General features: G+C 75.5%; 21 protein-coding genes. 11 read left to right on the forward strand and 10 right to left on the reverse strand.

Features of this window, described 5'->3' with window-relative positions:
• Positions 1-102: 102 nt before the first annotated feature.
• From ACIF6F_RS05530 to ACIF6F_RS05540, 3 genes are all read left to right on the forward strand, one after another.
• Positions 103-1,476 (forward strand): FAD-binding oxidoreductase, encoded by a 1,374-nt coding sequence (locus ACIF6F_RS05530; RefSeq protein ID WP_399941570.1) that lies wholly within the window; start codon positions 103-105, stop codon positions 1,474-1,476.
• Between the two features lie 299 nt (positions 1,477-1,775).
• Complete coding sequence (locus ACIF6F_RS05535; protein WP_399941573.1) at positions 1,776-2,066, forward strand: hypothetical protein; 291 nt, start codon at positions 1,776-1,778, stop codon at positions 2,064-2,066.
• Positions 2,067-2,284: 218 nt separating this feature from the next.
• Positions 2,285-3,565, forward strand: a complete 1,281-nt coding sequence (locus tag ACIF6F_RS05540) for a phosphatase PAP2 family protein (RefSeq protein ID WP_399942180.1) — start codon at positions 2,285-2,287, stop codon at positions 3,563-3,565.
• Positions 3,566-3,682: 117 nt separating this feature from the next.
• On the opposite strand, the gene ACIF6F_RS05545 is transcribed toward ACIF6F_RS05540, so the two are convergent.
• The 4 genes from ACIF6F_RS05545 to ACIF6F_RS05560 form a co-directional block, all read right to left on the reverse strand.
• Complete coding sequence (locus tag ACIF6F_RS05545) at positions 3,683-5,323, reverse strand: trypsin-like serine protease (RefSeq protein WP_399941576.1); 1,641 nt, start codon at positions 5,321-5,323, stop codon at positions 3,683-3,685.
• 2 nt (positions 5,324-5,325) lie between these two features.
• The gene (locus ACIF6F_RS05550) at positions 5,326-6,447 is read right to left on the reverse strand and encodes a trypsin-like serine protease (protein ID WP_399941579.1); all 1,122 of its coding nucleotides are present in this window, start codon (positions 6,445-6,447) and stop codon (positions 5,326-5,328) included.
• Between the two features lie 240 nt (positions 6,448-6,687).
• Positions 6,688-8,274, reverse strand: coding sequence for an FG-GAP-like repeat-containing protein (locus ACIF6F_RS05555; protein ID WP_399941582.1), 1,587 nt, complete (start codon positions 8,272-8,274; stop codon positions 6,688-6,690).
• Between the two features lie 40 nt (positions 8,275-8,314).
• The gene (locus ACIF6F_RS05560; RefSeq protein ID WP_399941585.1) at positions 8,315-8,830 is read right to left on the reverse strand and encodes a hypothetical protein; all 516 of its coding nucleotides are present in this window, start codon (positions 8,828-8,830) and stop codon (positions 8,315-8,317) included.
• A gap of 499 nt (positions 8,831-9,329) precedes the next feature.
• Between ACIF6F_RS05560 and ACIF6F_RS05565 the strand changes: the two genes are divergently transcribed.
• Both ACIF6F_RS05565 and ACIF6F_RS05570 read left to right on the forward strand, forming a co-directional pair.
• Positions 9,330-12,818, forward strand: coding sequence for a chemotaxis protein (locus ACIF6F_RS05565; protein ID WP_399941587.1), 3,489 nt, complete (start codon positions 9,330-9,332; stop codon positions 12,816-12,818).
• Between the two features lie 46 nt (positions 12,819-12,864).
• On the forward strand, positions 12,865-13,401 hold the full coding sequence (locus ACIF6F_RS05570; protein ID WP_399941590.1) for a hypothetical protein: 537 nt from the start codon (positions 12,865-12,867) through the stop codon (positions 13,399-13,401).
• 146 nt (positions 13,402-13,547) lie between these two features.
• Here ACIF6F_RS05570 and ACIF6F_RS05575 read toward each other — a convergent pair whose 3' ends face one another.
• Positions 13,548-14,696, reverse strand: coding sequence for a hypothetical protein (locus tag ACIF6F_RS05575; protein WP_399941592.1), 1,149 nt, complete (start codon positions 14,694-14,696; stop codon positions 13,548-13,550).
• A 223-nt stretch (positions 14,697-14,919) separates the two neighbouring features.
• On the opposite strand from ACIF6F_RS05575, the gene ACIF6F_RS05580 reads away from it, so the two are divergent.
• Positions 14,920-15,375: a YbhB/YbcL family Raf kinase inhibitor-like protein gene (locus ACIF6F_RS05580; protein WP_399941594.1), complete on the forward strand. Its 456-nt coding sequence runs from the start codon at positions 14,920-14,922 to the stop codon at positions 15,373-15,375.
• A gap of 14 nt (positions 15,376-15,389) precedes the next feature.
• Here ACIF6F_RS05580 and ACIF6F_RS05585 read toward each other — a convergent pair whose 3' ends face one another.
• Complete coding sequence (locus tag ACIF6F_RS05585) at positions 15,390-16,517, reverse strand: hypothetical protein (RefSeq protein WP_399941597.1); 1,128 nt, start codon at positions 16,515-16,517, stop codon at positions 15,390-15,392.
• Positions 16,518-16,905: 388 nt separating this feature from the next.
• Between ACIF6F_RS05585 and ACIF6F_RS05590 the strand changes: the two genes are divergently transcribed.
• Positions 16,906-17,040, forward strand: a complete 135-nt coding sequence (locus ACIF6F_RS05590) for a hypothetical protein (RefSeq protein ID WP_399941600.1) — start codon at positions 16,906-16,908, stop codon at positions 17,038-17,040.
• Positions 17,037-18,314 carry a beta-ketoacyl-[acyl-carrier-protein] synthase family protein gene (locus ACIF6F_RS05595; protein WP_399941602.1) on the forward strand — a complete coding sequence of 426 codons (1,278 nt, stop codon included), beginning with the start codon at positions 17,037-17,039 and terminating at the stop codon, positions 18,312-18,314. The genes ACIF6F_RS05590 and ACIF6F_RS05595 overlap by 4 nt, the downstream gene beginning before the upstream one ends.
• Before the next feature lie 90 nt (positions 18,315-18,404).
• On the opposite strand, the gene ACIF6F_RS05600 is transcribed toward ACIF6F_RS05595, so the two are convergent.
• Positions 18,405-18,971, reverse strand: coding sequence for a hypothetical protein (locus ACIF6F_RS05600; protein ID WP_399941605.1), 567 nt, complete (start codon positions 18,969-18,971; stop codon positions 18,405-18,407).
• 135 nt (positions 18,972-19,106) lie between these two features.
• Here ACIF6F_RS05600 and ACIF6F_RS05605 point away from each other — a divergent pair, with 135 nt between their 5' ends.
• Entirely contained in the window at positions 19,107-19,361 is a 255-nt protein-coding gene (locus ACIF6F_RS05605) for a DUF6213 family protein (RefSeq protein WP_399941608.1), read from the forward strand.
• A 119-nt stretch (positions 19,362-19,480) separates the two neighbouring features.
• On the opposite strand, the gene ACIF6F_RS05610 is transcribed toward ACIF6F_RS05605, so the two are convergent.
• From ACIF6F_RS05610 to ACIF6F_RS05620, 3 genes are all read right to left on the reverse strand, one after another.
• Positions 19,481-19,906: a putative Ig domain-containing protein gene (locus ACIF6F_RS05610; protein ID WP_399941610.1), complete on the reverse strand. Its 426-nt coding sequence runs from the start codon at positions 19,904-19,906 to the stop codon at positions 19,481-19,483.
• 361 nt (positions 19,907-20,267) lie between these two features.
• Positions 20,268-21,098, reverse strand: coding sequence for a class I SAM-dependent methyltransferase (locus ACIF6F_RS05615; RefSeq protein ID WP_399941613.1), 831 nt, complete (start codon positions 21,096-21,098; stop codon positions 20,268-20,270).
• On the reverse strand, positions 21,095-22,147 hold the full coding sequence (locus ACIF6F_RS05620; RefSeq protein WP_399941615.1) for a PHP domain-containing protein: 1,053 nt from the start codon (positions 22,145-22,147) through the stop codon (positions 21,095-21,097). Before ACIF6F_RS05620 ends, ACIF6F_RS05615 begins: the two co-directional genes overlap by 4 nt.
• A 134-nt stretch (positions 22,148-22,281) precedes the next feature.
• On the opposite strand from ACIF6F_RS05620, the gene ACIF6F_RS05625 reads away from it, so the two are divergent.
• Positions 22,282-22,716, forward strand: coding sequence for an ester cyclase (locus ACIF6F_RS05625; RefSeq protein WP_399941618.1), 435 nt, complete (start codon positions 22,282-22,284; stop codon positions 22,714-22,716).
• A gap of 90 nt (positions 22,717-22,806) precedes the next feature.
• Positions 22,807-24,066: a CapA family protein gene (locus tag ACIF6F_RS05630; protein ID WP_399941621.1), complete on the forward strand. Its 1,260-nt coding sequence runs from the start codon at positions 22,807-22,809 to the stop codon at positions 24,064-24,066.
• Positions 24,067-24,107 lie beyond the last annotated feature (41 nt).

The following is a 24,107-nucleotide window of genomic DNA, read 5'->3' on the forward strand; positions in this document are numbered from 1 at the left end:
CGGCCACCGCCCGCGGGTGTGCGATGGAGTCCTCCGGAAGGGGAGCGCACCGGCGAGGAGGCGACCACGGTGGAGATCGACGGATTCGGGGGGTTCAGGGGGTTGAGGGGATTCCCGGGATTCCGGGGCCGGCTGATCACCGCCGGCGACCCCGGCTACGACGCGGCCCGTGCCGTGTGGAACGGCGCCGTGGACCGCCGCCCCCGGCTGATCGCCCGCTGCGCCGGGACCGCCGACGTCGCCGCGGCCGTACGGTACGCCCGCGACCGGGGCCTGGAGATCGCCGTGCGCGGCGGGGGCCACAACGTGGGCGGTACGGCGGTGTGCGACGGCGGGATCGTCGTCGACCTCTCGGGGATGCGGTCGGTGTCCGTCGACCCCGCCGGCCGAACGGCGTACGTAGGCGGAGGCGCCCTGTGGGGCGACGTCGACCGCGCGACCGGGGCCCACGGGCTGGCCACCACCGGCGGCATCGTGAGCCACACCGGTGTCGGCGGGCTCACCCTCGGCGGGGGCATCGGCTTCCTGATGCGCAGGTACGGGATGGCCGTCGACAACCTGCTGGCCGCCGAGGTGGTGACCGCGGAGGGCGACACCGTCCGGGCCTCCGTGCAGGAGAACCCGGACCTCTTCTGGGCGCTGCGGGGCGGCGGCGGCAACTTCGGCGCCGTCACCGGGTTCCGCTTCGCGCTGCACCCCCTCGGTCCGGCCGTGCTGGCCGGACCGGTGTTCTGGGCGGCCGACGACACCGCCGAAGTCCTCCGCTTCTACCGGGACTTCACCGCCGCGGCGCCCGACGAACTCGGCACCGTCGTCAGGCTCGGCACCGTCCCTCCGCTGCCCGCCGTCCCGGCGCACCTGCACGGACGCCCGGCCGTCGCCGTGGCCTGCTGCCATGCCGGCACGGTCGAGGACGGCGCGCGGGCCGTGCTGGAACTCCGCCGCCTCGGACGGCCGTTGGCGGACCTGCTGGCGCCCGTGCCGTACGCCGACTTCCAGGCCGGCTTCGACGGCACCGTCCCCCACGGGTGGCACTACCACTGGAAGTCCACGCACCTCACGGGCCTCTCCGACGACGTCATCGCGGCCCTCGCCGACCACGCGTACCGCGCCGGCTCGCCCCGCTCGTACGCGGCGCTGTTCCACCTGGGCGGCGCCGTCGCCCGCGTGCCCGCCGAAGCCACCGCCTACGCCGCCCGCGACGTGACCCACACCATCGTGATCGACGGCGCCTGGCTGCCCGGCGAGGCGGCCGAGCGCGCCGCGGCCGAGACGGCCTGGGTGCGGAGCTTCCTGCACGCCCTCGCGCCGCACCGGGCCGGCGGCGTCTACGTCAACTTCCTCGACGCCGACGACGCCGCCCCGCGCGTGCGGGAGGCCTACGGCGAGTCCGCCTACCGCCGCCTCGCCCAGGTCAAGGCCAAGTACGACCCGGACAACGCCTTCCACCACAACAAGAACATCCGCCCCGAGTGATCGCGGCACGGCCCGGCCGGGGAGCAAGGCCAGAGGGCCGGGGCCCGACGGCCACCCGGGGGGAGATTGGCGGAGGGGCCGCCCGGTCACGCACCGGGTACCGGTCGGCCCTGGCGGGAGCCCGGCGGGCGTGGTGTGATGAAAGTGGCGGAAAGAGCCGGAGTGAGGATGCGGAGGAGCGGCCGGCGGCCGCGCACCGCACAATCAGGACCCGCGAGAAGTGGGCGGACTCTTTCCGTCCTCACGTGGTGGGCCCGCAGGGGCACGCAGAGGACCGCGCCGCGACGAGGTGAGCACTCATGGAATCGACATCGTGGACCACTCCCGGGGTGTTCGCCGGGCCCGGCGGCGTCCTCACCGAGGACGGCGGAACCCTGACGGGCGAACTCACCGTGCACACCGAATGGGAGCAGGGCCGGGCCCGCGTGACCGTCCAGTACCAGGACGGCGGGGAGCGGTACGCCCTGGCGGGCAGCCCGATCGCCTGTCCCGATCCGGGCGTGAGCCGGACGGTTCACCAGAGCGCGGTCGAGGCCGTGCGGGCGGGCGGCGCCGTGCGGTTCGCGCCCCGGGTGATCCCCGCGGCCTGAGGCAGATCGTTTCCTACAGCCGATTCCGTTAACATGTTCGAACTTCTCATTCGATCATTTTGAATTGTAAACAAATCGGCTGAAAATTGATATCTCACACAGGGCGAACTCTTTCACGCGGGGACGCCGCGAACGCCGCTGCCGCCAAGGCCGCCGGAAGCTCCGCCGCGGGGGGCCCCGGCGGCGACCCCGCCACCGGCGGGCGGAGACGGCTCGGGCTGTGGGCCGCCGCCGGTGCGGTGGGCCTCGGGTTCCTCGTCGCGCTGGAGATCGCGGCGCGCCACTACGGGGTGCCCGGACCGATCACCACCCAGGCACGCGAGGTCGTCTTCGCGCCCCGGTCCGCGCCGCTGCTCTACGGCAGCATGGCGCTGATGATGGTGGTGCTCACCTGGCGGCAGCGGTTCATCGCGGCCGGCGCGGCGATCGCCATCGACGTCGTCTTCTTCCTGGTGCGCTGGGCGGTCGGCGCCGAGCAGATGCCGGGCAACGGCCCCCTGCTGGTGGTGCTGGCCCACGTGGTCATCGCCCTGACGCGCCGCACCGGCCGGGACCGCGTCCTGCTGCTGAAGGGCGTCGGCCTCGCCCTGCTCCTGGTGGCCGGCCGCAAGACCGGCTACACCTGGCTGATGATCACGTCGAAGACCCGTCCCACGGTCCTCGACCAGTACGTCGCCACCGCCGACCACGCACTCGGCAACCCCTCCTGGGTGGTGGGCCGGATCGTCGAGGCCACCGGCTCCGTCGGCGCGCACGTCCTCGACTGGGTCTACATCCAGCTCGCCGTCGCCGCGATCGTCGTCGCCGTGTACCAGCTCCGCAACGTGGCGGCCGACCGGCGCTTCCCCGGTCACCACCTGGTGCGCACGTTCCTGGTCATCGGCCTGCTCGGCCCCGGCATCTACATGATCTACCCGGTGGTCGGGCCGATCTTCGCGTACGGCGCCGACGGCGGGCACTGGGCGGTGGCGAACCTGTGGCCGCACACACCGCCGGCCCTCACCACCCCGCAGCCGATGCCCTTCGACGAGGTCACCCCGCGCAACTGCATGCCCAGCCTGCACACGGCCTGGGCCACGGCGATCTTCATCCACTCCCGCAAGGGCCCCCTTGCCCTGCGGCTGCTCGGTGTCTTCTGGCTGCTCACCACGCTCGGCGCGACGCTGGGCTTCGGCTACCACTACGGCGCGGACATCATCGCCGGCGTGGTGTTCACCCTCACCATCGAGGCCGCCCTGCGCGCGCTCGACCGGGGCTGGGACCGGCGCGGCGTCCTGCTCGTCGGATACGGCACCGTGGTCTTCGCCGCGCTGCTCGCCTCGTACCGCTACCTCCCGGTGGAGATGGCCGGCCTGCCCTGGCTCTACGGGCCGCTCCTCATCCTGGCGACCGGCTCGGTGGTGTACGGCTACGTGCGCACCACCCGGCACTGGGACCGGCAGCCGACGGCGGTACGCGTACCGGAACAGCGGCGCGAACCGCAGCCGGAGCCGGTCTGACCGGCTCCGGCCCGACCCGGAGGCGGTCCGACCCGGACCCGTCCGATCAGCACGCGGCGAGGGGCCGTTCCGGAGCGATCCGGAACGGCCCCTCGGCCGTCTGCGGCCCGGAGACCGTCAGAGGGTGCCGGCGAGGTCGACCGGACCCGGGGCGCCGGGCAGGCCCTGGAGGTTCACCGGACCGGTCTGCGCCCACGTGCGGTCGGCGTGCCGCACGGTGTGCAGGACGCGGCCGTCGGCCGTGGTGACCGCCACCTGGAGCTCGCCGTCCACGCCGGCCGCGGCGACGGAGCCCGCGGTGACGGTCCCGAGGACGCCCGCGAGGTCGCCGAAGGAGTCCCAGCGGCCGTCGGCCTTGCGGATGGCGTGGTACTGGCGGGTGCCGCCGTCGGTGGCGACGACCACGTGCGCGTCACCGCCGGTGCCGGCCATCGCCACCGAGGCGACCGGACCGGTAGGGCCGGCCGCCTGCGCGACGTTCCCCCACGCCGTCCAGTGCCCGGTCGAGGCGCGGAGCGTGTGCAGGGCCTTGCCGCCGCTGACGGCGATCACCTGGAGCGCGCCGCCCGCACTGGCCGTGGCCACCTGGGTGACGGCGCCGATCGGGCCGGTGGCCGCCGCGACGTCGCCGAACGGGGTCCAGTGGCCGGCGGCGTTCCGCACGGTGTGGAACACCCGGCCGCCCGCGACGGCGACGACGTGCAGGTCGGCGCCGACCGAGACGGTGGACACCTGGGTGACGTTCTCCAGGGTGCCCGCCACCGCGCAGATGTGCCCGAAGGAGCCCCACCGGCCGTCCGCCGCGCGGATGGTGTGGTGCAGGCGCCCGTCGGCGGCCAGGACCACCACGTGCGTGTCGCCGTTGATGCCGGCGACGGAGGCCGCGCGCACGCCGCCGACGCTGCCCGCGGCGGCCTGGACGTCGGTGAAGCCGGTCCAGGTGCCGTCGGCCAGCCGGATGGCCTGGTGGAGACCGGCGCCGCTCTGCACGAGGGCCTCCGTCTTCCAGCCGGGAGCCAGCGCGCGGGTCTGCGTGATCCAGTCGGCCAGGCCGTCGGCGCGTACCGCGACGGCGTCCGTACGGGTCTCCGCGGGGTCCGTGCCGAGGCAGCCCGCACCCCAGGACCGGCTGCTCAGCGCGACCAGCGTGCCGTCCGCGGCGAGTACGGGACCGCCCGCGTCGCCCTTGCAGACACCGGCCCCGGACCTGCCCTTGAGCCGCAGCGTGGCGGCGTCCGCGGCGACGGTGTCGAAGGATCCGGAGTGCGCCCTGCCGGGCACCCAGTCGGTCCGGGTGCGGCCGAAGCCGGCCGCGGTGAGGGTGGTGCCGGCGGCCGGACCGGCGGCGGCGAGCCGGACCGGGGTGACGCCGGCGACCGGCCGGGCGAGCTGCGCCAGCACCACCTGCCGGTCGTCGCGCGGCATGAGGGCGGTCAGCTCGACGGTCTGGGTGCCGAAGACGGCGGTGGACTTCCGGGCCGGCTTGCCGGCCGCCACCCGCTCCCCGGGCCGGGCCGCGAAGCAGTCGGCCGCGGTGAGCAGGGCGTCGGCGGCGACGAGGACGCCGGAGCAGGCGCGGGCGGTGTCGCCCTCGCCGATGGTGAGGCGGGCGGTGTGGGCGAGCGCGCCGTCGGCCGCCGGCGCGCCGGTCAGGGCCGAGGCGGGGACGGCCAGCAGGCCGGCGGCAACGGCGGCCACGGCGGTGGCCGTCACGGCCGTCGAGGCCGTACGGGCGGACCGCTTGCGGGAGTCGGACATGGTCAGACCTTCTTCCAGAGGTTGTTGGGCCTGCCGTTGCACCACCACAGACCGATCGGCGAGGCGTTCTCCGTCTTCTCGCCGTTGACGTTGAGGCACAGGCCGTTCGCGGCGTCGGTGACGGTGCCGTCCGCGTTGACGTTCCACTTCTGGGCCGCCTCGCCGTTGCACGGCCAGGAGATGAGCCGGGCCCCGGCCTTCGCGACGCCGCCGGACGGGGTGACGCACATGTCGCCGAAGACCCGGAGTTCCTTGGCATCGGTGTACGTGAACTGCTGGTTCGGGCCGCCCCAGGCGTCCCAGATCTGGACCGGCGCGTCCCACGCGGGCCCTGCCACGTCCAGGGCGCGGTTCGAGCCGGCGCCGATCAGGGAGAAGGTCGAGGCGATGGTCTTCTCGATCCACGGCCTGATGTCGTCCGTGCGGGCCGCGACGGCGCCCGTACGGTTCTCCGTCGGCGCGGTGCCGAGGCACCCGCCCTGCCAGGAGAGGACGGCGACGCCCGCGAGTTCGGCGCCGGCACCGGTGCCGCGCAGCAGCGGGCCGCCGGTGTCGCCCTTGCAGATCGCGTCGCCGGGGGTGCCGCTGCCGGTGACGGAGACGGTCGTCGCGGAGGTGCCGGTGACGCCGAAGCGGCCGGTGTGGAGCGTGCCGGGCACCCACGTGGTCCTGGTGCGGCCGAAGCCGGCGGCCGTGACGGCCTCGCCCTGGGCAGGGGCCGACGCGGCCGTCCTGGCCGGCGTGATGCCGGTGACGGGGCGCTCCAGCCGGGCCAGGACCAGGTCCCGGTCGTCCCTGGGCCGGAGCTCGGTCACGGGCAGCACCTGGCCGTTGGCGAAGGTGGCGGTGGCCTTGCGGGCCGGCTTGCCGGCGGGCACCGGCGCGCCGGGGCGGTCGGCGAAGCAGCTTGCGGCGGTGGCCAGCCACAGGTCGTCGACCAGGGTGGCGGTGCAGGCCCGGCTCGCGGTGTCCTCGCCGACGGCGAGCTTCGCGGTGAAGGCGTACTGGCCGTCGGCGGCCGGGGTGCCGACCACCGCCTGGGCGGTGCCGGTGGAGATCATCGAGCTGAGGGTGACGGCGGTGAGCGTCGCACCCGTCCACGCACGTGCGCGGATCTTGGACATGGTTGTTCCTCTGGTGCCTCGTGCGGAGGCGGAAGTTCTCGGAAGGCGGCCGCTCCCGGGGCCCGGACGGGGTGTCCGGGCGCGGGCGGGTGCGGCCGCCGGGGATCGGCGGACCGGGAGGCGGTCCCGTGCCGTGAAGGGCCGGCGGCGTCTGCCGCCGTCGACCCGAGTGCCGGTGCTTCGGGAGCCGTCGGCTCAGGAGCCGGCGACTCGGGAGCCGTCGGCTCGTGTGCCGTCGGATCAGGCGCCGGTGGCGACCCTGCCGACGTTGGTCCAGCCGGCGGCGCCGGCCGGGTCGCCGCCGTTCCATCCGTAGACGGTGGCGCTGCTGTCGGTGCCGCTGCCGCCGAGGACGTAGTCGGCGTGGGTGTCGCCCGTGAAGTCGGCGAACTGGACGCGGTGGTGGTCGGTGGTCACGCCCGTCGCGATCTGGCCCACGGCCTGCCAGCCGTTGGCGACGACGTCGCCGCCCCGGTTGAGGTACAGGTCGACGGCCCCGCTCGCCTTGATCACGAGGTAGTCGGCCCTGCCGTCTCCGTCGACGTCGGCGAAGCGGACCCGGCTGCGGTCGCCTGTCACGCCCGTCGCGACGCGGCCGACGTGCTGCCAGGGCGCGACCCGGTCGCCGCCGCGGTTGAGGTACACGTCGACGGCTCCGCTGTCGCCGAGGGCCAGGTAGTCGGTCCTGCCGTCGCCGTCCCAGTCCGCGAAGCGGACCCTGCCCGGGTCGGTGGTGACGCCGGAGGCGACCTGGCCGACGGCCTGCCAGCCGTTGGGGCCGCTCACGTCGCCGCCGCGGTTGAGCCAGACGTCGACGGACCCGTCGGTCTTGACGACGAGGTAGTCGAACCGGCCGTCGCCGTCGAAGTCCGCCAGCCGCACCCGGCTGCGGTCGGTGGTCGTGCCGGTGGCCACCCGGCCGAGGGCCGCCCAGCCGCCGGCGCCCGCCGGGTCGCCGCCGTGGTTGAGCCAGACCTTGACCTCGCCGTTGTCCGCCACGGTCACGTAGTCGGGCCGACGGTCCCCGTCGAAGTCCGCCCAGCGGACCCGGCCGGTCCCGCCGGCCTCGTGGGAGGAGGCCGATCGGCGCGGTGCGGTGGTCCGGGCGATCCAGTCGGCGAGGTCGTCGATGCGGGCGGCGACCGCTCCCGTACGGGTCTCCGTCGGCGCGGTGCCGAGGCACCCGCCCTGCCAGGAGCGGGTGTTGACGCCGACGAGCTCGCCCGCGGCGGTCAGCAGCGGGCCTCCCGTGTCCCCCTTGCACAGGACGTCGGTGCCCTTGCCGGTGACGGACAGCGTGCCGGCGTCGCTCGCGTTGACGGTGAACGTGCCGGTGTGCGCACGCCCCGGCACCCACTGGGTCCGCGTACGGCCGTGGCCGACGGCCGTCAGCTCGGTGCCCGCGGCCGGTGCGGCGGTCGAGGTCCGCACGGTCGGCACGTCGGTGACCGGGGTGGCCAGCCGGGCCAGCACGAGATCGCGGTCGGCGCGCGGGGCGAGCTCGGTGATCCGTACGCTCCGGCCGCCGGCGAACGCGGCCGTGGCCTTGACCGCGGGTTCGCCGGCCCGCACCGCGCCCCCCGGCGTGCCGGCGAAGCAACTGGCCGCCGTTGCAAGCCAGTACGAGTCGATCAGGGTGCCGGAGCAGCCCCGGGTGTGCTCCCCGTCGCCCAGGGTCAGGTTGACGACGGAGGTGTGGCGGCCCGCCGGTGCCTCGGGGCCCTCCAGGGCGTGCGCGGTGCCGGCCGAGGCCAGGCCGGCCGCCACCGTGGCGGTGGCCAGCGCAAGGCCGGCCGCCCGCCGGGCGGCCGGGTGTGGAGCGGACATGATGTTCCCCCTCATGTTCGTGCGGTGGTGCGCGCCGTCGCTACTTCGAGGCGGTGAGGGCCACGAGGGCGTGGTCGCGCTTCTGGGGGTCGGTGGTCTTGCCGACGCCCACCCACTCGTTCTTCGGCACGTCGAAGGAGACCTCGGACTTCTCGACGGTCATGTCGACGTGGACCTTGTAGTCGCCCGCCCGGACGGCGTAGACCCGCGGCAGTTCGAGGACCAGGGAGCCGGCGGCACCGGTGACGCGGAAGCAGAACGGCTTGTTCGGCTCCGTGTGGCTGTAGACCTCGATGCGGCTCGGGTCGTCGACGGCGGTGCACGCCGCGTACATGATGTGCCCGTCGCCGCTCTTGAGCTTGATGCCCCGGGCCTTGAGGGCCGCGTCGGCGTCGGCCTGCGGGTACGCGAAGTCCTCCACGGCGGACGGCGGGAGCTCCGCGGCGGCCTGGGCGACGGTCTCGCCGGCACGGCTGTCCACGGCCACGGCGACGCCGCCCATGGTGACGACTCCGGCCAGAGCGGCGGTGAGGATGACGGCAGGGGAAAGCTTCACGAGCTTCCTCTTTTCACGGTCTTGCGACGGGGAGGCAGGCGAATGCCTGCGGTAGGCCGTCCGGCCGGCACCAGGCTCCCCGTCGTTCCCCCCTGGTTGCCCCAGCCCGCCACGCACATTGGTCAGTTGTGGTCCCGGACGGCGTTGGCATTTGTATCAAGTGACCCCGGGTAAACCGGAATCAAGCGCTTGTGACATGGCTAACAAAGATCGACTTCGCTTGATTGTCCGTGCCTGAAAACTTATTTGACGGTCAATCAATTCACTTGTCCCGTAAGGAAGTTGTCGCACGGTGTCCGATATGCGGAACGCCGTATTCCCTGTTCGACGAGGCGTCAGGGCGGATCGGGGCACCTCCCGGCGGGTGCGAGCATGGCCGTTCATCCATTGCGGTGATCGGCCACTGACCAAAGGCCGACTTTGCTTTGCGTAATTGGGGGAATGCGAAGTGTTGGGAAGCGACAAACGCTTTCGAGCAAGGCCGTCGCGGGGCGGGACAATGGTCCGCGCGGCGGTCGCGGGGGCGTTGTCCCTCGCCATGGGCGCGGGCGCCCTGGGCACCACGGCGGCATCGGCCGCCCCGGCCGCGCCGCGCGCGGCGGCCCTCCCGCCGAACGAGCGGGCCCAGCTGTTCCAGCTCTGGCTGACCGGCGGCGACGAGACCAGGGACGCCGCCGAGAAGGTCCTCACGGCGGACGACACCGCCGTGCACGACTTCCTGGTGAAGCAGGCGCCCGACCTCGTCCAGACCGACAACCGGGTCAAGGCGCTCCAACTCATGAACGAGAGCGGGCCCTCGGTCCGCAAGGGCCTCAACGCGGCCCTCAGCGGCACACCCGCACAGCTCGCCGCCTACCTCGCCTCGGGGTGGCGCGAGGCGCTCGTCGAGGACCAGCGCATGGCCGTCCTGCAGACCATGAACGGCGCCGGGGACTCCGTACGCGCCGCCGGTACCCAGGCCATCGACAAGGGCTCCGCCGACGCCCTGATGAACTACCTCGCCAAGGGCTATCCGGCAGCCCGCGAGGAGGACCAGCGCATGGAGATCCTGCAGATCTCCGCCTCCGCGGGCCCGGCCCTCAAGAAGGCCGCGCAGGAGGCGCTGGGCGGCACCCCGGCCGACATGAACGAGTTCCTGGTGAACGGGCAGCAGGTGGCCCGCGCCCGTGACCAGGAGACCCTGACCGTCACGCAGCTCGCCGACCTCGCGACCAAGGCCGGCGAGACCGCCAAGGCCGAGACGGAAGCGGCGAAGGCGACGGCCAAGAAGGCGGAGGAGACCGCCGAGAAGGCGAAGGCCGCGGCCGAGACCGCCAAGCGGGAGATGGGACAGGCCAAGGAGGCCTCGCAGGAGGCCGCCCGCAAGGCCCGCGAAGCGGCCAGCGCCGCCGGACAGGCCGCCGCGGCGGCCCGTACGGCCATCCGCGCCTCCAACACCGCGATCTCCGCGGCCCGTACGGCGGCCAGCGCGGCCGCCTCGGCTGCGTCGGCCGCGGCCGCGGCGGGCAACGCCGCCGCCCGCGCGTACGACTCCGCCACCGCCGCCTGGCGCGACGCCGGCCAGGCGAAGGCCGCCGGCCAGGCCTCGCAGCAGGCGCGCGACGCCGCGGCGGGTGCCGAGACCGCCGCCGCCGCCGTCGCCAACGCCATCGAGGCGCTGTCGGGCGCGCTCACCGCGGCCCGCTCCGCGGCCGGCGCCGGCCGGCACGCGGCCGCCGCCGCGACCGCCGCGGCCGAAGCCGGCGCCATGAAGGGCCTCGCGGCCGACGAGGCCCGCCGGGCCTCCGACGCGGCCGCCCGCGCCCGCAGCGCCGCCGCCACCGCCACCAACGCCGCCAACGCGGCCGAGAGCCTCGCCGACACGGCGGCCACCGCCGCCCGCGGCGCGCACAAGGCGGCCACGGACGCCGCCCGGCACGCCCGGAACGCGGCGAAGGCCGCCGACGAGGCCGTGGCCCAGGCCGGGAAGTCCGTCGAGTACGCCAACGCCTCCGCCCGGCACGCCACGGCCGCCGTCGCGGCGGCGAAGACCGCATCCGACGCCGTGGCGAAGGCGCAGGAGGTCTTCAAGGCCGCCCGCGCGACCGAGAAGGCCCAGCTGGAGGCCCAGAAGGGCGAGTTCGCCCGGGCCGCGGCCGAGCTGAAGGAGCAGGAGCGGGAGCGGGCGCAGCGGGCCGACGACAACCGCGTCGAGGCCACCCGCCGCGACGCGGAGACCACGAGGCTCCTGGCCGACGCGGTGGCCCCGGGCACCGCCCCGGCGACCGCGGTCGCCAAGGGCCGCACCGCCGCCCTGCGCCTCGTCACCACCGGCGGTCCCTGGACCCGTTCGGCCGCCGAGGCCGCGCTGACCGGCACCGACGCCGAGGTGCAGGCCTGGCTCAAGGGCCTGCGCAAGAAGTCCGAGGAACAGGACGACTGGGCCCGCGTCAGCAACCTCGCCGACATCGGCTCCGCGCCGGGCGTGCGCAAGGCCGCGGCCACCGCCCTGAAGGGCTCGTACGCCGGCATCACCGCCTTCCTCAAGACGGGCCAGCACGACGCCCAGACGGAGGAGTACCGGATGAAGGTCCTCCAGATCGCCTCCACAGGCGGTCCGCGGGTCAAGGAGGCCGCCACGGCCGCCGTCGACGCCCGCACCTCCGAGGCCCTGCGCGCCTTCCTCGACACCGGCTGGAACGCGGCCCGCGAGGAGGACGACCGGGCCACCGCGCTGCAGCTCAAGGCGGCCGGCGGCGACCAGGTCAAGGCGGCCGCGTTCGTCGCTCTGGAAGGCCCGGCGGACATGCTGCACGAGTTCGTCACGGTCGGCCGCTACCGCGCGGCCAAGCTGGACCAGGACGCCGCGGCCCACGCCGCGAGCGTCGAGGCCCTGATCGCCGGCGCGGCCAGGACCGCCTCCATGGCCCACCAGAACGCCCAGCAGGCCGTGGAAGCCGCCGCCAACGCGCGGAAGGCGTCCGAAGAGGCCCTGAAGGCGGCCAACGAGGCCGTGGCGGCCAAGAAGGAGGCCGAGAAGTACGCGGCCTCCGCCAAGGCCTCCGCGGACGCGGCCTCCGAGTCGGCGCGCCAGGCGGCCGACTCGGCCAAGCTCGCCCGCAACGCCGCTGCCAAGGCCCAGTCCGCGGCCCGGGACGCGAGCGCCTCGGCGGCCTCCGCCCGCCAGTCGGCCGCGCAGGCCGCCGCGTACGCCGCGGACGCCCAGGGCTCGGCCCTGTCGGCCCGCGCCGCCGCGTACCAGGCGGGCAAGGACGCCACGGTGGCGGCCACCGCGGCCGTCGAAGCGATGGGCATCGCCCTCCAGAAGTTCCTGGACGGCTACCGCAACACCGCCCCGGCCGACGTCAAGGTCACCGCGGAGGACGGTGCCGACGGGCCGGACTCCGACCAGGACGAGCACCCCGAGTACGACTCGGCCGCCCTCTGGGAGTACATCGGCATCCAGAAGCAGCTGGGCGTCATGGCCGCCGGCCACCTCGCCACCTGCTACAAGGGCCCGCTGGCCTGCGAGCTGTACGGTCACTGGACCACGCGGCCCGACAGCCCGTACAACCTCTCCGGCACCCAGATGGACCGTCTCCTCGGCGAGGAGAAGTGGTCGGAAAAGCGCTCCCTGCTGATGCGCGGCTACCTGCAGAGGGCGGCGCGGAACTGTCTCGGCGGCCCCGGCACGACCTGCAGCGTCTCCGTCGACGGCAGGTGGCGCACCGGTGAGTTCGGCACGAACGACGACGACCTGAACTTCGCCCTGCGCGGGTTCCAGTACCGCCAGAGCGGCACCCTCACCATGACCAAGCAGGCCGACGGCCGGTTCCGCGTCACCGGCGAGACCCGCGTCGACGTGTTCAAGGACTACAACTTCGACTACGGCGAGGTCCTCAAGGGCGTGGACCTGGGGCACTTCGCCGAACTGCACAGGTTCGGGCTCGCCAGGGACTACATGGTCCAGGGCAGCAAGAACGAGAAGATCGACGAGACGGTGACCTGACCGGGGGCCCACCGCACCACGGCCGAACCACGTCACGGAGGGACGCATGCAGAACAAGGCCAGGACACGATCCGGGGCCGGCCGGCGGCCGGGGGCCCTCCGGGGCCTCCTCGCCGCGGCCGTCCTCGCCGCACCGCTCGTCACCGGGTGCGCGGCCGAGAGCCGGGAGGACCTGCTGAAGGCCTTCGCGCTGGACCTGCCGGCGTGCCAGACCGAGATCCTTACGTTCTCGGGCACCACGTCCTGGCCGGACACCCGGCTGGCGACGAGCTTCACGGTCCCGAAGGACTGCGTCGACGGGTACCTGAAGGCCCACGGAGTGGACCTGACGAACCCGGTCCAGTGGCCGGCCCTGGCACCGAGCCGGATCGGCGACCGCATCATCCCGCCCACCGAACCGCCGTTCGAGGACGAGACGATGGAGCAGTTCGGCCTCGAACTCGACCCGAGCGCGAAGTACGACATGTTCCTCGGCTTCACCACGCCGAAGAAGGCCGAGTTCCTCGTCCTGCTCGTCCCGCAGGGCGACCGCACCGCCGTCTACCTGGAGTCCGGAGCCACCGGCGACGTGAAGCACGGCTGATCCAGGCCCACCGGCAGTGCCCCGGACCGACCACGGTCCGGGGCACTGCCCATTTCATCCGCCGTACAGGGAACCGGGGTTCCGGCCCCGCCGGCCCGGCCCGTCGGGGCCGGGGGCGGGCCCCGACGAGGTCGGGAGGCCGGGGCTCAGGTGCTCCAGCGGAGGACTGCGCCCAGGCCTCCCGCCGGGCCCGGCATGCCCGCCGGGACCACCAGGACCTCGCTGCCCGCCGCGGCCGCCGACCGGAGCAGGGCGTCGTCCGCCCGCGCCGGAATCGGCTTGTCCACACCGATCGCCTTCGCCTGGCCGCGCTGCACCGCCACGTCGTCGACGCCGGGCCCGATCCACACCGAGCGCCCCGCGTCCGCACCCTCAGGCGCGAGCAGCAGGGTGGCCACCTGGTGGGTGCGTACGGCGTCCACGACGGCCGGCACCCCCTCGGCCGCCTCGCCGGGGCCGGTGTCCACGCCGGTCTCGCGGTGTTCGCCCGGCCTGCCGCGGCCGATGCGGAACCGCTCCAGCGCGTTCTCGATCCGCTTCCGGGAGAACGTCTCGCAGGCCAGCGCCACCTCCCGGTCCAGCGCCTCGGCCGACGTCCCGGGGGACCGGCCGCCGACGGCCGTCTCCACGGCCGCCGCCCGGACGGGATCGGGCAGCCGGTGCAGCACAGCCCGCCGTTCGCGCTGGTCGCCGGCCAGCAGCACCAGCTCCGCGCCGCACTCCCGCGCCTGGCGGGCGACCTCGGCGGCGATGGTGCCGGCCGTCTCGTTCCAGGCGTTCTCCACCTTGTTCCGGTAGTGCCACTCGTGCCGGTCGTCCGGCATGCTCCGGTGCCCGCGCCCCTGCCACTCGGTGCCCTGGACCTGGCCCAGGGGCTCCCGGCGCAGGCCGTCGCGCAGCTCCAGGTCGGCGCCGGTCCGGTCCACGGACGCGACCAGGCAGACCGGCCCGTCGCCGCGCAGGTCCGTCAGCGGTGCGATGTGCGGGAGGAACGACCAGGTCGCCTCGGTGGCGGCCGGCGCCCGGCCGAGCGGGATGTCCAGCACCACCTCGGCGCCCGCGGCGAACAGCGCCCGCCCGGGCGGGGCGCCGCGCACCGGCTCCGCCATCAGCTGGTTGGCCACCGCCCGCACCGTGTACGCGTCGGCGCCCGCGTCGATGAGCTGCGCCGCCACGGCGCGCTCGCGCAGCGCCTGGATCTGCTGGGCGTCCTCCGTCGAGCGGCGGGTCTCCACGTACACCGAGGCCCAGGGCCCCTGCCGGGAGAAGAGGGGTTTCAGAAAGCCGAGTTCCATGACGTCCCCCAGGGGGTTCAGGAAGGCGCGAGGGGCGCGGCGGCCGCCGCACACCACTCCAGTCCAGGATGCCCCGCCGCGCGGAGCCCTGCCCGTCGCCGGCCGCGGGGATGCACGGCCGGTCGGGTGGTTCGGTGGCCGGCCGGGTGGTTCGGCGGCCGGTCGGGTGGAACGCGGGCCGCGAGCGGTACGGGGAGGGGCGCGGGCGGGTAGGGCGGCGCCCGTGACCGAAATCCTGCTGACCAGTCCCGTCTTCGCCGACCACGCGGAGATCCCCCGCCGGTACACCGGCGAGGGGGAGGACGTCTCACCGCCCCTGACCTGGACAGCGGCCCCCAGGGGCACCGCGGAGCTGCTCCTGCTCTGCGAGGACCCGGACGCCCCGGACGGCTCCTTCCTGCACTGGCTCGTCACGGGCATCGACCCGTGGACCGGCGGGGTGGAGGAGGGCGCCCGTCCGCACGGCGGCCGGTCCTGGCCCAACGGCTTCGGCCGGGATGGCTGGGGCGGCCCGCTGCCGCCCGCGGGAGACGGCCCGCACCGCTGCTTCTTCCGCCTCCACGCCCTCGCCCGGCCGGTACGGCTGCCGGAGCGGCCCGGTGTGGCCGACGTACTGGCCGCGGTCCGGGACCTGACGCTGGCGTCCGGCACCCTCGTGGGCACGTACCAGCGGCTCTAGCCAGGCCAGCCGGGTCAGGGAGGCGGGGCGTCGTACCAGGTGCGGCCCGCGTCGGAGTACCGGAGCAGGGCGCCCACGCCGCCGTCGAGGGGGAGCAAGGCCTCCGGGACGACGGTGAGCTCGGCGCGCGTGCCGACCAGGGCGCGTACGAGCGCCTCGTCTGCCGGTTCCTCGTGCGGCGCCCGGACGCCGAAGGCGTGCAGGTCGGCCTCCGCGAGCGCGACCTCGGTCGCGCGCGGGCCGGTCCACAGGCGGAGCGAGGGCGGCGGCGGGCGGTTCAGCAGCAGGGCCTCCACCTGGCCGCGCTGGAGGGCGGCGACGGTGTCGGCGAGACCCTCGGTGGCCGGGCCGCCGAGGCCGCGGCGCCCGATGAAGACGTTCACCAGGTCCCGGTCGTGGCCGGCCAGCCGGCCCTGGAGCAGGGCGCGGAGCTGCGGCTCCAGCAGGGCACGCCCGGTGTCGGTGGGAGTGGGGCCGCGGGCCCGTACCACCTTGTCGCGGAGGGTGTGCGGCAGCCGGCGGACCAGGACGTTGCCCGCCCACTCGTCCCCGGCGACCACGACCAGGTCCGCGTGGGCCCGGCGGGCCCGGTCGTCCAGGGCGTGGCCCAGGCGCACGGAGCTGTGGTGCCAGTCCGACACCCGCACGTGGTGGTGCAGCCGCGGGCCGGGCCCGACGGAGGAGGCGGGCCAGCTGCCGGCCTCGGCCTCCACGGTCACCCAGCCGTGCGCGGCGGCCGTCGGCGGCCCGCCGTAGTGGACCACCACCGCCAGGTACGGGATCTCCGGCAGGTGCTGGGCGACCAGCGGCATGGCATCGGGCAGCGGGCCGTACACCGCCCGGTCGCGGGCGGGCGGCCGGGGCAGCTCATCGAACAGGACCAGCGCGCCGCCGGCGGCGAAGACCGCCTGGCCGTGGCTGCCCGGCACCCCGGCGTCCGAGCCCACCGCGTCCTCCAGTGCGCCGAGCAGCGCCGCGTCCGCGCCCTGCCGGGCGAGGTCCGCACGCAGCCGGTGCCAGCGGCGCGCGAGCGCCCGGTCGGGGTGCTCGACGTCCCGCGAGGTGTCCAGGTACACCGAGGCGAAGGGCCCGGACTCCGCGTAGAGGGGTTCGAGGAACGACAGCCGCATCACCACTCCCACCCCCCCTCCTACCGATGATGCCGGACCGCCGGACCGCCGGACCGCCGGCCCGATGCCCCGGCAGCCGGTTCGGCGGGGCCGCGGCGCGGGGGAGTGCCGGTACGGGCCCGCCCGCGTCGACCTGCCCCGCCCCGCCGAGCAGCCGCCGTCCGAACCGGGATTCCGCGGCCGCCGCCCCGATCATTTCGTTGACGCCTTCGGACACAAACGATCTCTTTCCGAACCCTTGATGGTGAGTCAACTCCCGCACACTACAAGGACTTTGAGGAGTCAAACGGCCGTGATAGTTCTTGGGACACGAGAACGCCCCCGCTCCGGGGCTCGTTACTCCGTTCCCCTGTTCAACCCCCCGCGTCCCGCGCGAGAATCCCCCTTGAGGCCAGCCGACATGACCGTCGTCCCCGTCCCCGTACCCACCCCTGCCCCCATACCCGCCCCCGCCTTCGACGTCCCGCGAGAGCTGCTCGTCGGCACCCCCGCCGAGCCGGCCGTGATCGTCGAGGCCCGCCGGGCGGAGCGTTGACCCGCCCGGAGCCCTTCCGCCAGGTGCCCGTCCGTCCGGCGCCCGCCCACCCGGCACCCACCGGCCGCCGCGCGGCCCGCCGCGACCCCGTCGTCACCGGCCTCGGCCTGGTCACCCCCGCCGGCCCCGACACCGCCAGCACCTGGGCCGGTGTGCGCGCCGGCCTCCCCACCGCCGCCCCCGACCCCGCCCTGGCCGGCCTGTCCGTCTCCCTGAGCTGCCGGGTCCCGCCCCTGGACCACCCGATGCTGCGCCGGCGCGGCACGGTCCGGCTGGACCCCGTCGACCGCTTCGGCCTCGTCGCGGCCGACCAGGCACTCGCCCGCGCCGGGCTCGACCCGGCCGGCTGGGACGGCAGCCGGGTCGCCGTCGTCACCAGCGGTGCCGCGGGCGGCACGCAGACCCTGGACCAGGCCCAGGCCCGGATCGCCGGCCAGGGCCCCGCGTTCGTCTCCCCGTACTTCCTCACCGGACACCTGATCAACATGGTGTGCGCCAACATCGCCCTCCGGTACGGCGTGACCGGCCCCGCCCTCGCCACCTCCACCGCCTGCGCCGCCGGCACCACCGCCCTCGGCATCGCCCGCGACCTGCTCGCCACCGGCCAGTGCGACCTCGCCCTGGTCGTCGGGGCGGAGGCCGCCGTCAACCGCCTCTACGTCACCGGCTTCACCCAGCTCGGCGCCCTCTCCGGCACCGCCTCACGGCCTTTCGACACCGCACGCGACGGCTTCGTCATCGCCGAGGGCGCCGGGGCGCTGGTGCTGGAGCGGCCCGAGCACGCCGCCGCGCGGGGCGCCCGTCCGCTGGCCCGGCTGATCGGCTACGCCGCCACCACGGACGCCCACCACCTGGTCGCCCCCGACCCCGAGGGCCGCGGAGCGGAACGCGCCGTCCGCGCCGCGCTCGCCGACGCCGACACCGCCCCCGGGGACGTCGGACACGTCAACGCGCACGGCACGGGCACCCGCCTCAACGACGTGGTGGAGGGCGCCGTACTGCGCCGGGTCCTGCCCCACCGGCCGCCGGTCACCTCGGCCAAGGGCGCCCTGGGCCACACCCTCGGCGCCGCGGGTGTCATCGAGGCCGCCCTCACCGTCCTGGCCCTGACCGAGCGCAGCGTGCCCCCGACCGCCGGACTCACCGACCCGGACCCGGGCGTCGACCTCGACGTGGTCACCGGCGTCCCGCGGCCGTGCGCCGGTCCGGTGGCCGTGAGCACCTCCTTCGGCTTCGGCGGCCACAACGCGGTGGCGGTGCTCGCCGGCGCCTGAGCGGACGGGGCGGGAGAGCCGACAGCCCGAAGGGCTCGAAGGCGCCCCGGGGGCCGGGGCCTGCCGGCCGCGCCCGTCGGGGGCCGGCCGTCAGCCGTACAGGAACACCGCGTCGAACCACACCAGGCCGCGCCCCTCGTGCAGCAGGAACCGCCCGTCGGCCCGGTCGTCGACCGCCGCCCCGTCCTTGCCCCCGCCCAGGACCAGCAGGTCGTACGCCGTGTTCTCCTGCCAGCCGGTCCGCTCGGGCAGGTACGGGGCCAGCGGAGCCGGGACGGTGCCCAGCGGGGCCGCCTCCCGGAACCTCTCGCCGTCCGGCCGCGAATCCAGAGTGGCCCGCAGCGTGTCCGCGGCCGGCCGGGCCACCCCGACCATCCTGATCCGCGAGTCGGGGCCGGGCACGGTCTCCCGCTTCCCGGCGCCGTCGACGTCGTACCCCAGCCAGTGCGCGTCGGACAGCTCGCCCAGCAGCGCGAAGCGCTCCCGCAGCGGCCCGGTGTCCGTCCGCACCCGCAGGTGGTCCGCGACCGGCTCCTCGGCGCAGCCGGCCAGCCCCGGCAGCCCCGCCGCCACCAGCCCGCCCGCCAGTCCGAGGAACGCCCGCCGCCCGGGCCCGCGCCGCCCGCTCCGCGCCGGCACACCGCTCGTCCGCCCCATGCATCCCCCCGCGTCCGCGATCGCCCGGGCCCGCCGGGCGCGGTGATCATAGCCCCGGCGGCCGGGGGCGCGGCAGCCCGGGCAGCGGGCCGAGAAGGGGCGTGTACGCACGGCCGGGCCGGGTAGCCGGTGCGTATGGACAACGCATCCGTGCCGCTGGTCTCCGAGCCCGACGGGGGACTCCTCATCCCCGCCGGCGAGGTCACCGCCCTGCTCCGCCGCCTCGGCGCCGGCTGGGTCGAGACGGTCGGGGAGGACGAGACGGAGCTCGAACCCGGCACCGTCATGGCCCTGGCCTGTGCCCTGTGCGAGATCGCCGACCAGATCGACGTCGAGTGCATCGGATTCCTGCCCTCTCCCGACGAGGAGGGCCGGGACGGCCGCGGATGACGACGCGGGACCGGGGCGGTCGACGGAGTTGACGGAGCCCCCGGCCCGTACCCCGGGTGTGCCGGAGGGGCGGGGCCGCGCCCCTGCGCGCGGCCTCGCCCCTCCCGACCCGCCCCCGCTCAGCAGCGCGGGCAGGCGTCCCGGATGACCCGCCAGCCGAAGGTGGCGCTGCCGGTCGCGCCGGTCGCGTCGGTGGCGGTGACCGTGACCGTCCGCGTGCCTGCGCCGCGGGCCACGCCCGAGATCAGACCGGTCGACGCGTTGATCGTCAGGCCGGTCGGCAGGTTCACGGCCGACCACCGGTAGCCGGGGGTGCCGCCGCCCACCGTCATCTGCAGGCTGACGTAGTCGTACTGGAGGTTCGTCTGGGTGCCGGGGTTGCCGACGGTGACGGCCGTGGCCGCGGTGACCGCCGCGGCGAGGCCGGCGGCCGGGCCGGCGGCCGGGGCGGCGACCGCGGCGGGGCCGGTGACCACGGCCGACGCGGCGGCCAGGGCGACGATCAGGGCGGCCGTGCGCGGAACACGGCGGGACGGGACGGCCAACGGAACCTCCGGGGTGACGGGCACGGAAGGAGCTCTCGGGGCGCCGGATCGGCGGCGCCCCGGCAGCATAGGAAGCCGCCCGGAGCGCGCACCAGCGCCCGGCGCCCCGCCGGAAGAGGGGGGTTGACCGCCCGGCACCGGGCGTGGACCCGACGGCGGTCCGGCGCCCGGCGTACGGCGGTCTGGCACCCGGGGTCCGGCGGTCCGGCGGTCCGGCGCCCGGGGTACGGCGGTCCGGCGCCCGGCGTACGGGGTCCGGCACCCGGCGTACGGTCCGGCACCCGGGGTACGGCGGTTCGGCACCCGGCGCGCCCCGCCGGGCCAGGACCGCGCACGGGTGCGACCGTCCGAGCCGCCCCGCTCAGACCGCCAGCGCGGTGGTGACCACAAGCGGCGGGCGGGCCCGCTCGGCCGCCCAGTCCCGGCTCTGCACGTGCGCGGGATCCGCCACCGCCAGGGCCTCCGCCACCGTCGGCCGGTGCTGTGAGACCGCCGCGAAACCGGCCCGTTCCAGCAGCCCGGCCACGGCCCCCGGCGGCCAGGCATGGTTGCGCACCTCCTGCCAGGACCCGTCGCCGAGCCGCAGCCACAGCGGCATCCCGTCGCCCGGCCCGTACGCGGCGCCGGGCCGGCCGACCTGCAGCGAGGCGTACTCGATCCCCGCACACGCCGGGTCCGTCGACAGCAGCACCACCGGCGCGCCCCGCCGCAGCAGCCGCCGGATCTCCGTGAGCACCGCCAGCACCGCTTCCTCGGAGGGCAGCGAGGCCAGTACGTGGTTGCACATCACCGCGTCGGCGCACCCGTCCGGCAGCCCCGTGACCCGGCCGTCCTCGACCGGCAGGAACTCCGCCACGGCCGACGCCCCGGCCCGGGCCAGCGCCAGCATCTGCGCGGAGGTGTCCACGCCCACGACCCGGGCGCCCAGGGTGCGCGCGGCCAGATCGGCCACCCGGCCGGGACCGCAGCCGTAGTCGACGAGCAGCCGGTCACCGCCCACCCGCGGGGCCAGCGCCCGGAAGACGAAGGGGTACCCGAGCAGCCAGTCCGTGGCCGCCTCCACCGCGGCGAAGGCCCGGGCGCCCCGGGTGCCCGACCAGTCGATGCCCGCCCCCGACTCCGGCGGCGGCCCCTCCGCGCCCCGCCCGCCGCCCCGGCCCGCACCCTGCGCTCCCACCGGCACGTCGCTCACGGCTCCTCCCCGCGCGTCCACGCCAGCAGCCGGTCCGCCGGCCAGGTGTTGACCACCCGTTCCTCCGGCACCCCGCACTCCACGGCGCGCTCGCACCCGTAGATCTGCCAGTCCAGCTGACCGGGGGCGTGCGCGTCGGTGTCGATGGCGAACAGCACCCCCGCGTCCACGGCCCGGCGCAGCAGCCGCCGCGGCGGGTCCAGACGCTCCGGGCGGGAGTTGACCTCCACCGCCGTACCGGCCTCCGCACAGGCGGCGAAGACCTCGGCCGCGTCGAACTCCGACTCGGGCCGTCCCCGGCCCGTCACCAGCCGCCCGGTGCAGTGCCCCAGCACGTCCGCGTGCGGGTTCCGCACCGCCGCCACCATCCGCCGGGTCATCGCCCGCTTTTCCATCCGCAGCTTCGAGTGCACCGACACCACCACCACGTCCAGCCGTTCCAGCAGCTCCGGCTCCTGGTCGAGGGAGCCGTCGTCGAGGATGTCGCACTCGATGCCGGTCAGCAGCCGGAACGGCGCCCACTCCTCGTTCAGCCCGGCCACCACGTCCAGTTGCTCCCGCAGCCGCTCCGGCGACAGCCCGCGGGCCACCGTCAGGCGCGGCGAGTGGTCCGTCAGCACCGCCCACTCGTGCCCGAGCGCCGCGGCCGTACGCCCCATCTCCTCGATCGGGGAACCGCCGTCGGACCAGTCCGAGTGCAGGTGGCAGTCGCCGCGCAGGGCCCGGCGCAGTGTCAGCGCCCCCTCGCCGCCGTCGCCCAGCCCCCGCCCCGCGGCCTCGCCGGCCAGCCGCTCCTCGGTCTCCGCCTCCAGCTTCCGCAGGTACGCGGGAACCTCGCCGCCCAGCGCCTCGCGGACCACCCCGGCCGTCTTCGGACCGATGCCCTTCACCTGCTCCAGCGTGCCGTCCGCGGCCCGCCGCTCCGCCTCGCCCGCGGGCAGGGCGGCCACCTGGTCGGCGGCGGTGCGGAAGGCCCGTACCCGGTACGTCGGCGCCTGGGCGCGCTCCAGCAGGAACGCGATCCGCCGCAGCGCGGCCACCGGATCCATGGGCGCCTCCCCGGGGGCGTCGGCTCCAGGAACCCCCGCAGCTTCCAGGATCCCCCGCCGCCGCCCGACCCGCGCGGCGGACCGGACGGTGGGAAAATGAGGAGGTCACCCGTGGTGCTCGCAGGAGGTGGATCATGGGAGAGGCGCGGGAACTCATGGACCGGCTCACCGAGGCGTTCACGAAGACGCGGGACATCAAGGCCCTCGCCGAATGCTTCGCGGAGGACGCGGTCGCCGTCACCCCGGACATGGGGGAGCTGCGCGGCCGCGACGAGATCGTCGAGTACTTCCGGCAGATGATGGACGCCATGCCGGACGGGACCTTCGAGTACCTGTACACGCACGAGGTGGGCGACACCGCCGCCGACGAGGGCTTCTACCGCGGCCGGAACACCGGGCCGCTGGAACTGCCCTCCGGCGAGCTGCTGCCGGCCACCCACAAGGAGGTACGCATCCGGGGCGTCGACTTCGCCACGGCCGCCGACGGGAAGATCGTCAACTACCGGCTCTACTTCGACCAGTTGGAGTTCCTCGACCAGCTCGGCCTGCTCCCCGAGATGCCCGGCTGACCCGCCGGCCCGCCTCAACCCCCCGGCGTGCGGCGAACGTCCGTGCGACAGTGGTCCGCACGACGACGGGGGAGCGGAAGGGGCCGAGGGATGACCGAAGGGCCGGAGCGCGGGCGCGGCGGACGGCCGCGGCTGCTCGCGGGGGTGGTGGCCGGGCTCGCCCTGGCCGCCGGCGGCACGTTCCTCGCGAGCCAACTGCTCGGCGGGCACCCCGCCGCACCGGACCGCGCCGGCCAGCGGCTCGGCCCCGGCCGGCCCGCCCCGCGCACCCCCGCCGCCGTACCCGCTCCCGGCGCCGGGCACCGCCCCTTCACCCTCGTCGCCACCGGCGACGTCATCCCGTACCCCTCGATCATCCAGCGGGCACGGGCGGACGCCGGCGGGGACGGCCACGACTTCCGCGCGATACTCGCCGGCATCAAACCCGTGGTCTCCGCCGCCGACCTCGCCCTCTGCCACCACGAGATACCGTACGGAGAGCCCGGCGGCCCCTACACCGGCTACCCGCTCTTCAAGGCACCCCACCAGCTCGCCGACGCCCTCAGGGACACCGGGTACGACGGCTGCTCGACCGCCTCCAACCACACCCTGGACGCCGGGTACGCGGGCCTGGCCCGCACCCTCGACCACCTCGACCGGGCCGGCATCCGGCACACCGGCTCCGCCCGCACCGAGGCCGAGTCCCGCACCCCCGCCCTGCTCACTGCCGGCGGCGCGACCGTCGCCCACCTCTCGTACACGTACGGCACCAACGGCATCCCCCTCCCCGAGGGCCGGCCCTGGGCCGTGAACCTCCTCGACCGCGACCGGATCCTCGCCGACGCCCGCGCCGCCCGGCGGGCCGGCGCCGCCGTGGTCGTCCTCAGCGTCCACTGGGGCACCGAATGGCAGACCGCCCCCGACGCACAGCAGCGCGACCTCGCCCGCGCCCTGACCGCCGCCCGCACCGGCGGCCTCCCCGACGTCGACCTGATCCTCGGCACGCACAACCACGTGCCGCAGCCCTACGAGAAGGTCAACGGCACCTGGGTCGTCTACGGCATGGGCGACCAGGTCGCCAGCTTCGCCCCGCCGGAGATGAAGCGCGGCAACTGGTCCTCCGTACCCCGCTTCACCTTCACCCCCTCCACCGCCCACCCCGGCCGCTTCGACGTCACCAAGGCCGAATACCTCACCCAGTACTCCGACATGGAGCCGCCCTTCCGCGTGGAGTGCGCCTCCTGCGACCCCGCACCCGGCTCCCGCGCCGCACGCAAGCGCGCCGAGTACGCACGCGTCGACGCCGGCGTCACCGAGGCCGTCCTCTCCCGCGGCGCGGCCGGCCAGGGACTGACCCGCGCCACGAGGTAGCCGCCGGGGGACCCGTACCGCGGAAGTCCAACATCACCCCC

It is taken from the genome of Streptomyces sp. NPDC086023 (genome assembly GCF_044540325.1).
Lineage (GTDB): Bacteria > Actinomycetota > Actinomycetes > Streptomycetales > Streptomycetaceae > Streptomyces.

What these genes read in the sequence shown, in the direction of transcription:
- ACIF6F_RS05535 (WP_399941573.1), top strand. Translation starts at nt 1,776, where the DNA reads ATGGAATCGACATCGTGGACCACTCCCGGGGTGTTCGCCGGGCCCGGC.
- ACIF6F_RS05545 (WP_399941576.1), bottom strand. Translation starts at nt 5,323, where the DNA reads ATGTCCGACTCCCGCAAGCGGTCCGCCCGTACGGCCTCGACGGCCGTG.
- ACIF6F_RS05550 (WP_399941579.1), bottom strand. Translation starts at nt 6,447, where the DNA reads ATGTCCAAGATCCGCGCACGTGCGTGGACGGGTGCGACGCTCACCGCC.
- ACIF6F_RS05555 (WP_399941582.1), bottom strand. Translation starts at nt 8,274, where the DNA reads ATGTCCGCTCCACACCCGGCCGCCCGGCGGGCGGCCGGCCTTGCGCTG.
- ACIF6F_RS05565 (WP_399941587.1), top strand. Translation starts at nt 9,330, where the DNA reads ATGGTCCGCGCGGCGGTCGCGGGGGCGTTGTCCCTCGCCATGGGCGCG.
- ACIF6F_RS05570 (WP_399941590.1), top strand. Translation starts at nt 12,865, where the DNA reads ATGCAGAACAAGGCCAGGACACGATCCGGGGCCGGCCGGCGGCCGGGG.
- ACIF6F_RS05575 (WP_399941592.1), bottom strand. Translation starts at nt 14,696, where the DNA reads ATGGAACTCGGCTTTCTGAAACCCCTCTTCTCCCGGCAGGGGCCCTGG.
- ACIF6F_RS05590 (WP_399941600.1), top strand. Translation starts at nt 16,906, where the DNA reads ATGACCGTCGTCCCCGTCCCCGTACCCACCCCTGCCCCCATACCCGCC.
- ACIF6F_RS05600 (WP_399941605.1), bottom strand. Translation starts at nt 18,971, where the DNA reads ATGGGGCGGACGAGCGGTGTGCCGGCGCGGAGCGGGCGGCGCGGGCCC.
- ACIF6F_RS05605 (WP_399941608.1), top strand. Translation starts at nt 19,107, where the DNA reads ATGGACAACGCATCCGTGCCGCTGGTCTCCGAGCCCGACGGGGGACTC.
- ACIF6F_RS05620 (WP_399941615.1), bottom strand. Translation starts at nt 22,147, where the DNA reads ATGGATCCGGTGGCCGCGCTGCGGCGGATCGCGTTCCTGCTGGAGCGC.
- ACIF6F_RS05625 (WP_399941618.1), top strand. Translation starts at nt 22,282, where the DNA reads ATGGGAGAGGCGCGGGAACTCATGGACCGGCTCACCGAGGCGTTCACG.
- ACIF6F_RS05630 (WP_399941621.1), top strand. Translation starts at nt 22,807, where the DNA reads ATGACCGAAGGGCCGGAGCGCGGGCGCGGCGGACGGCCGCGGCTGCTC.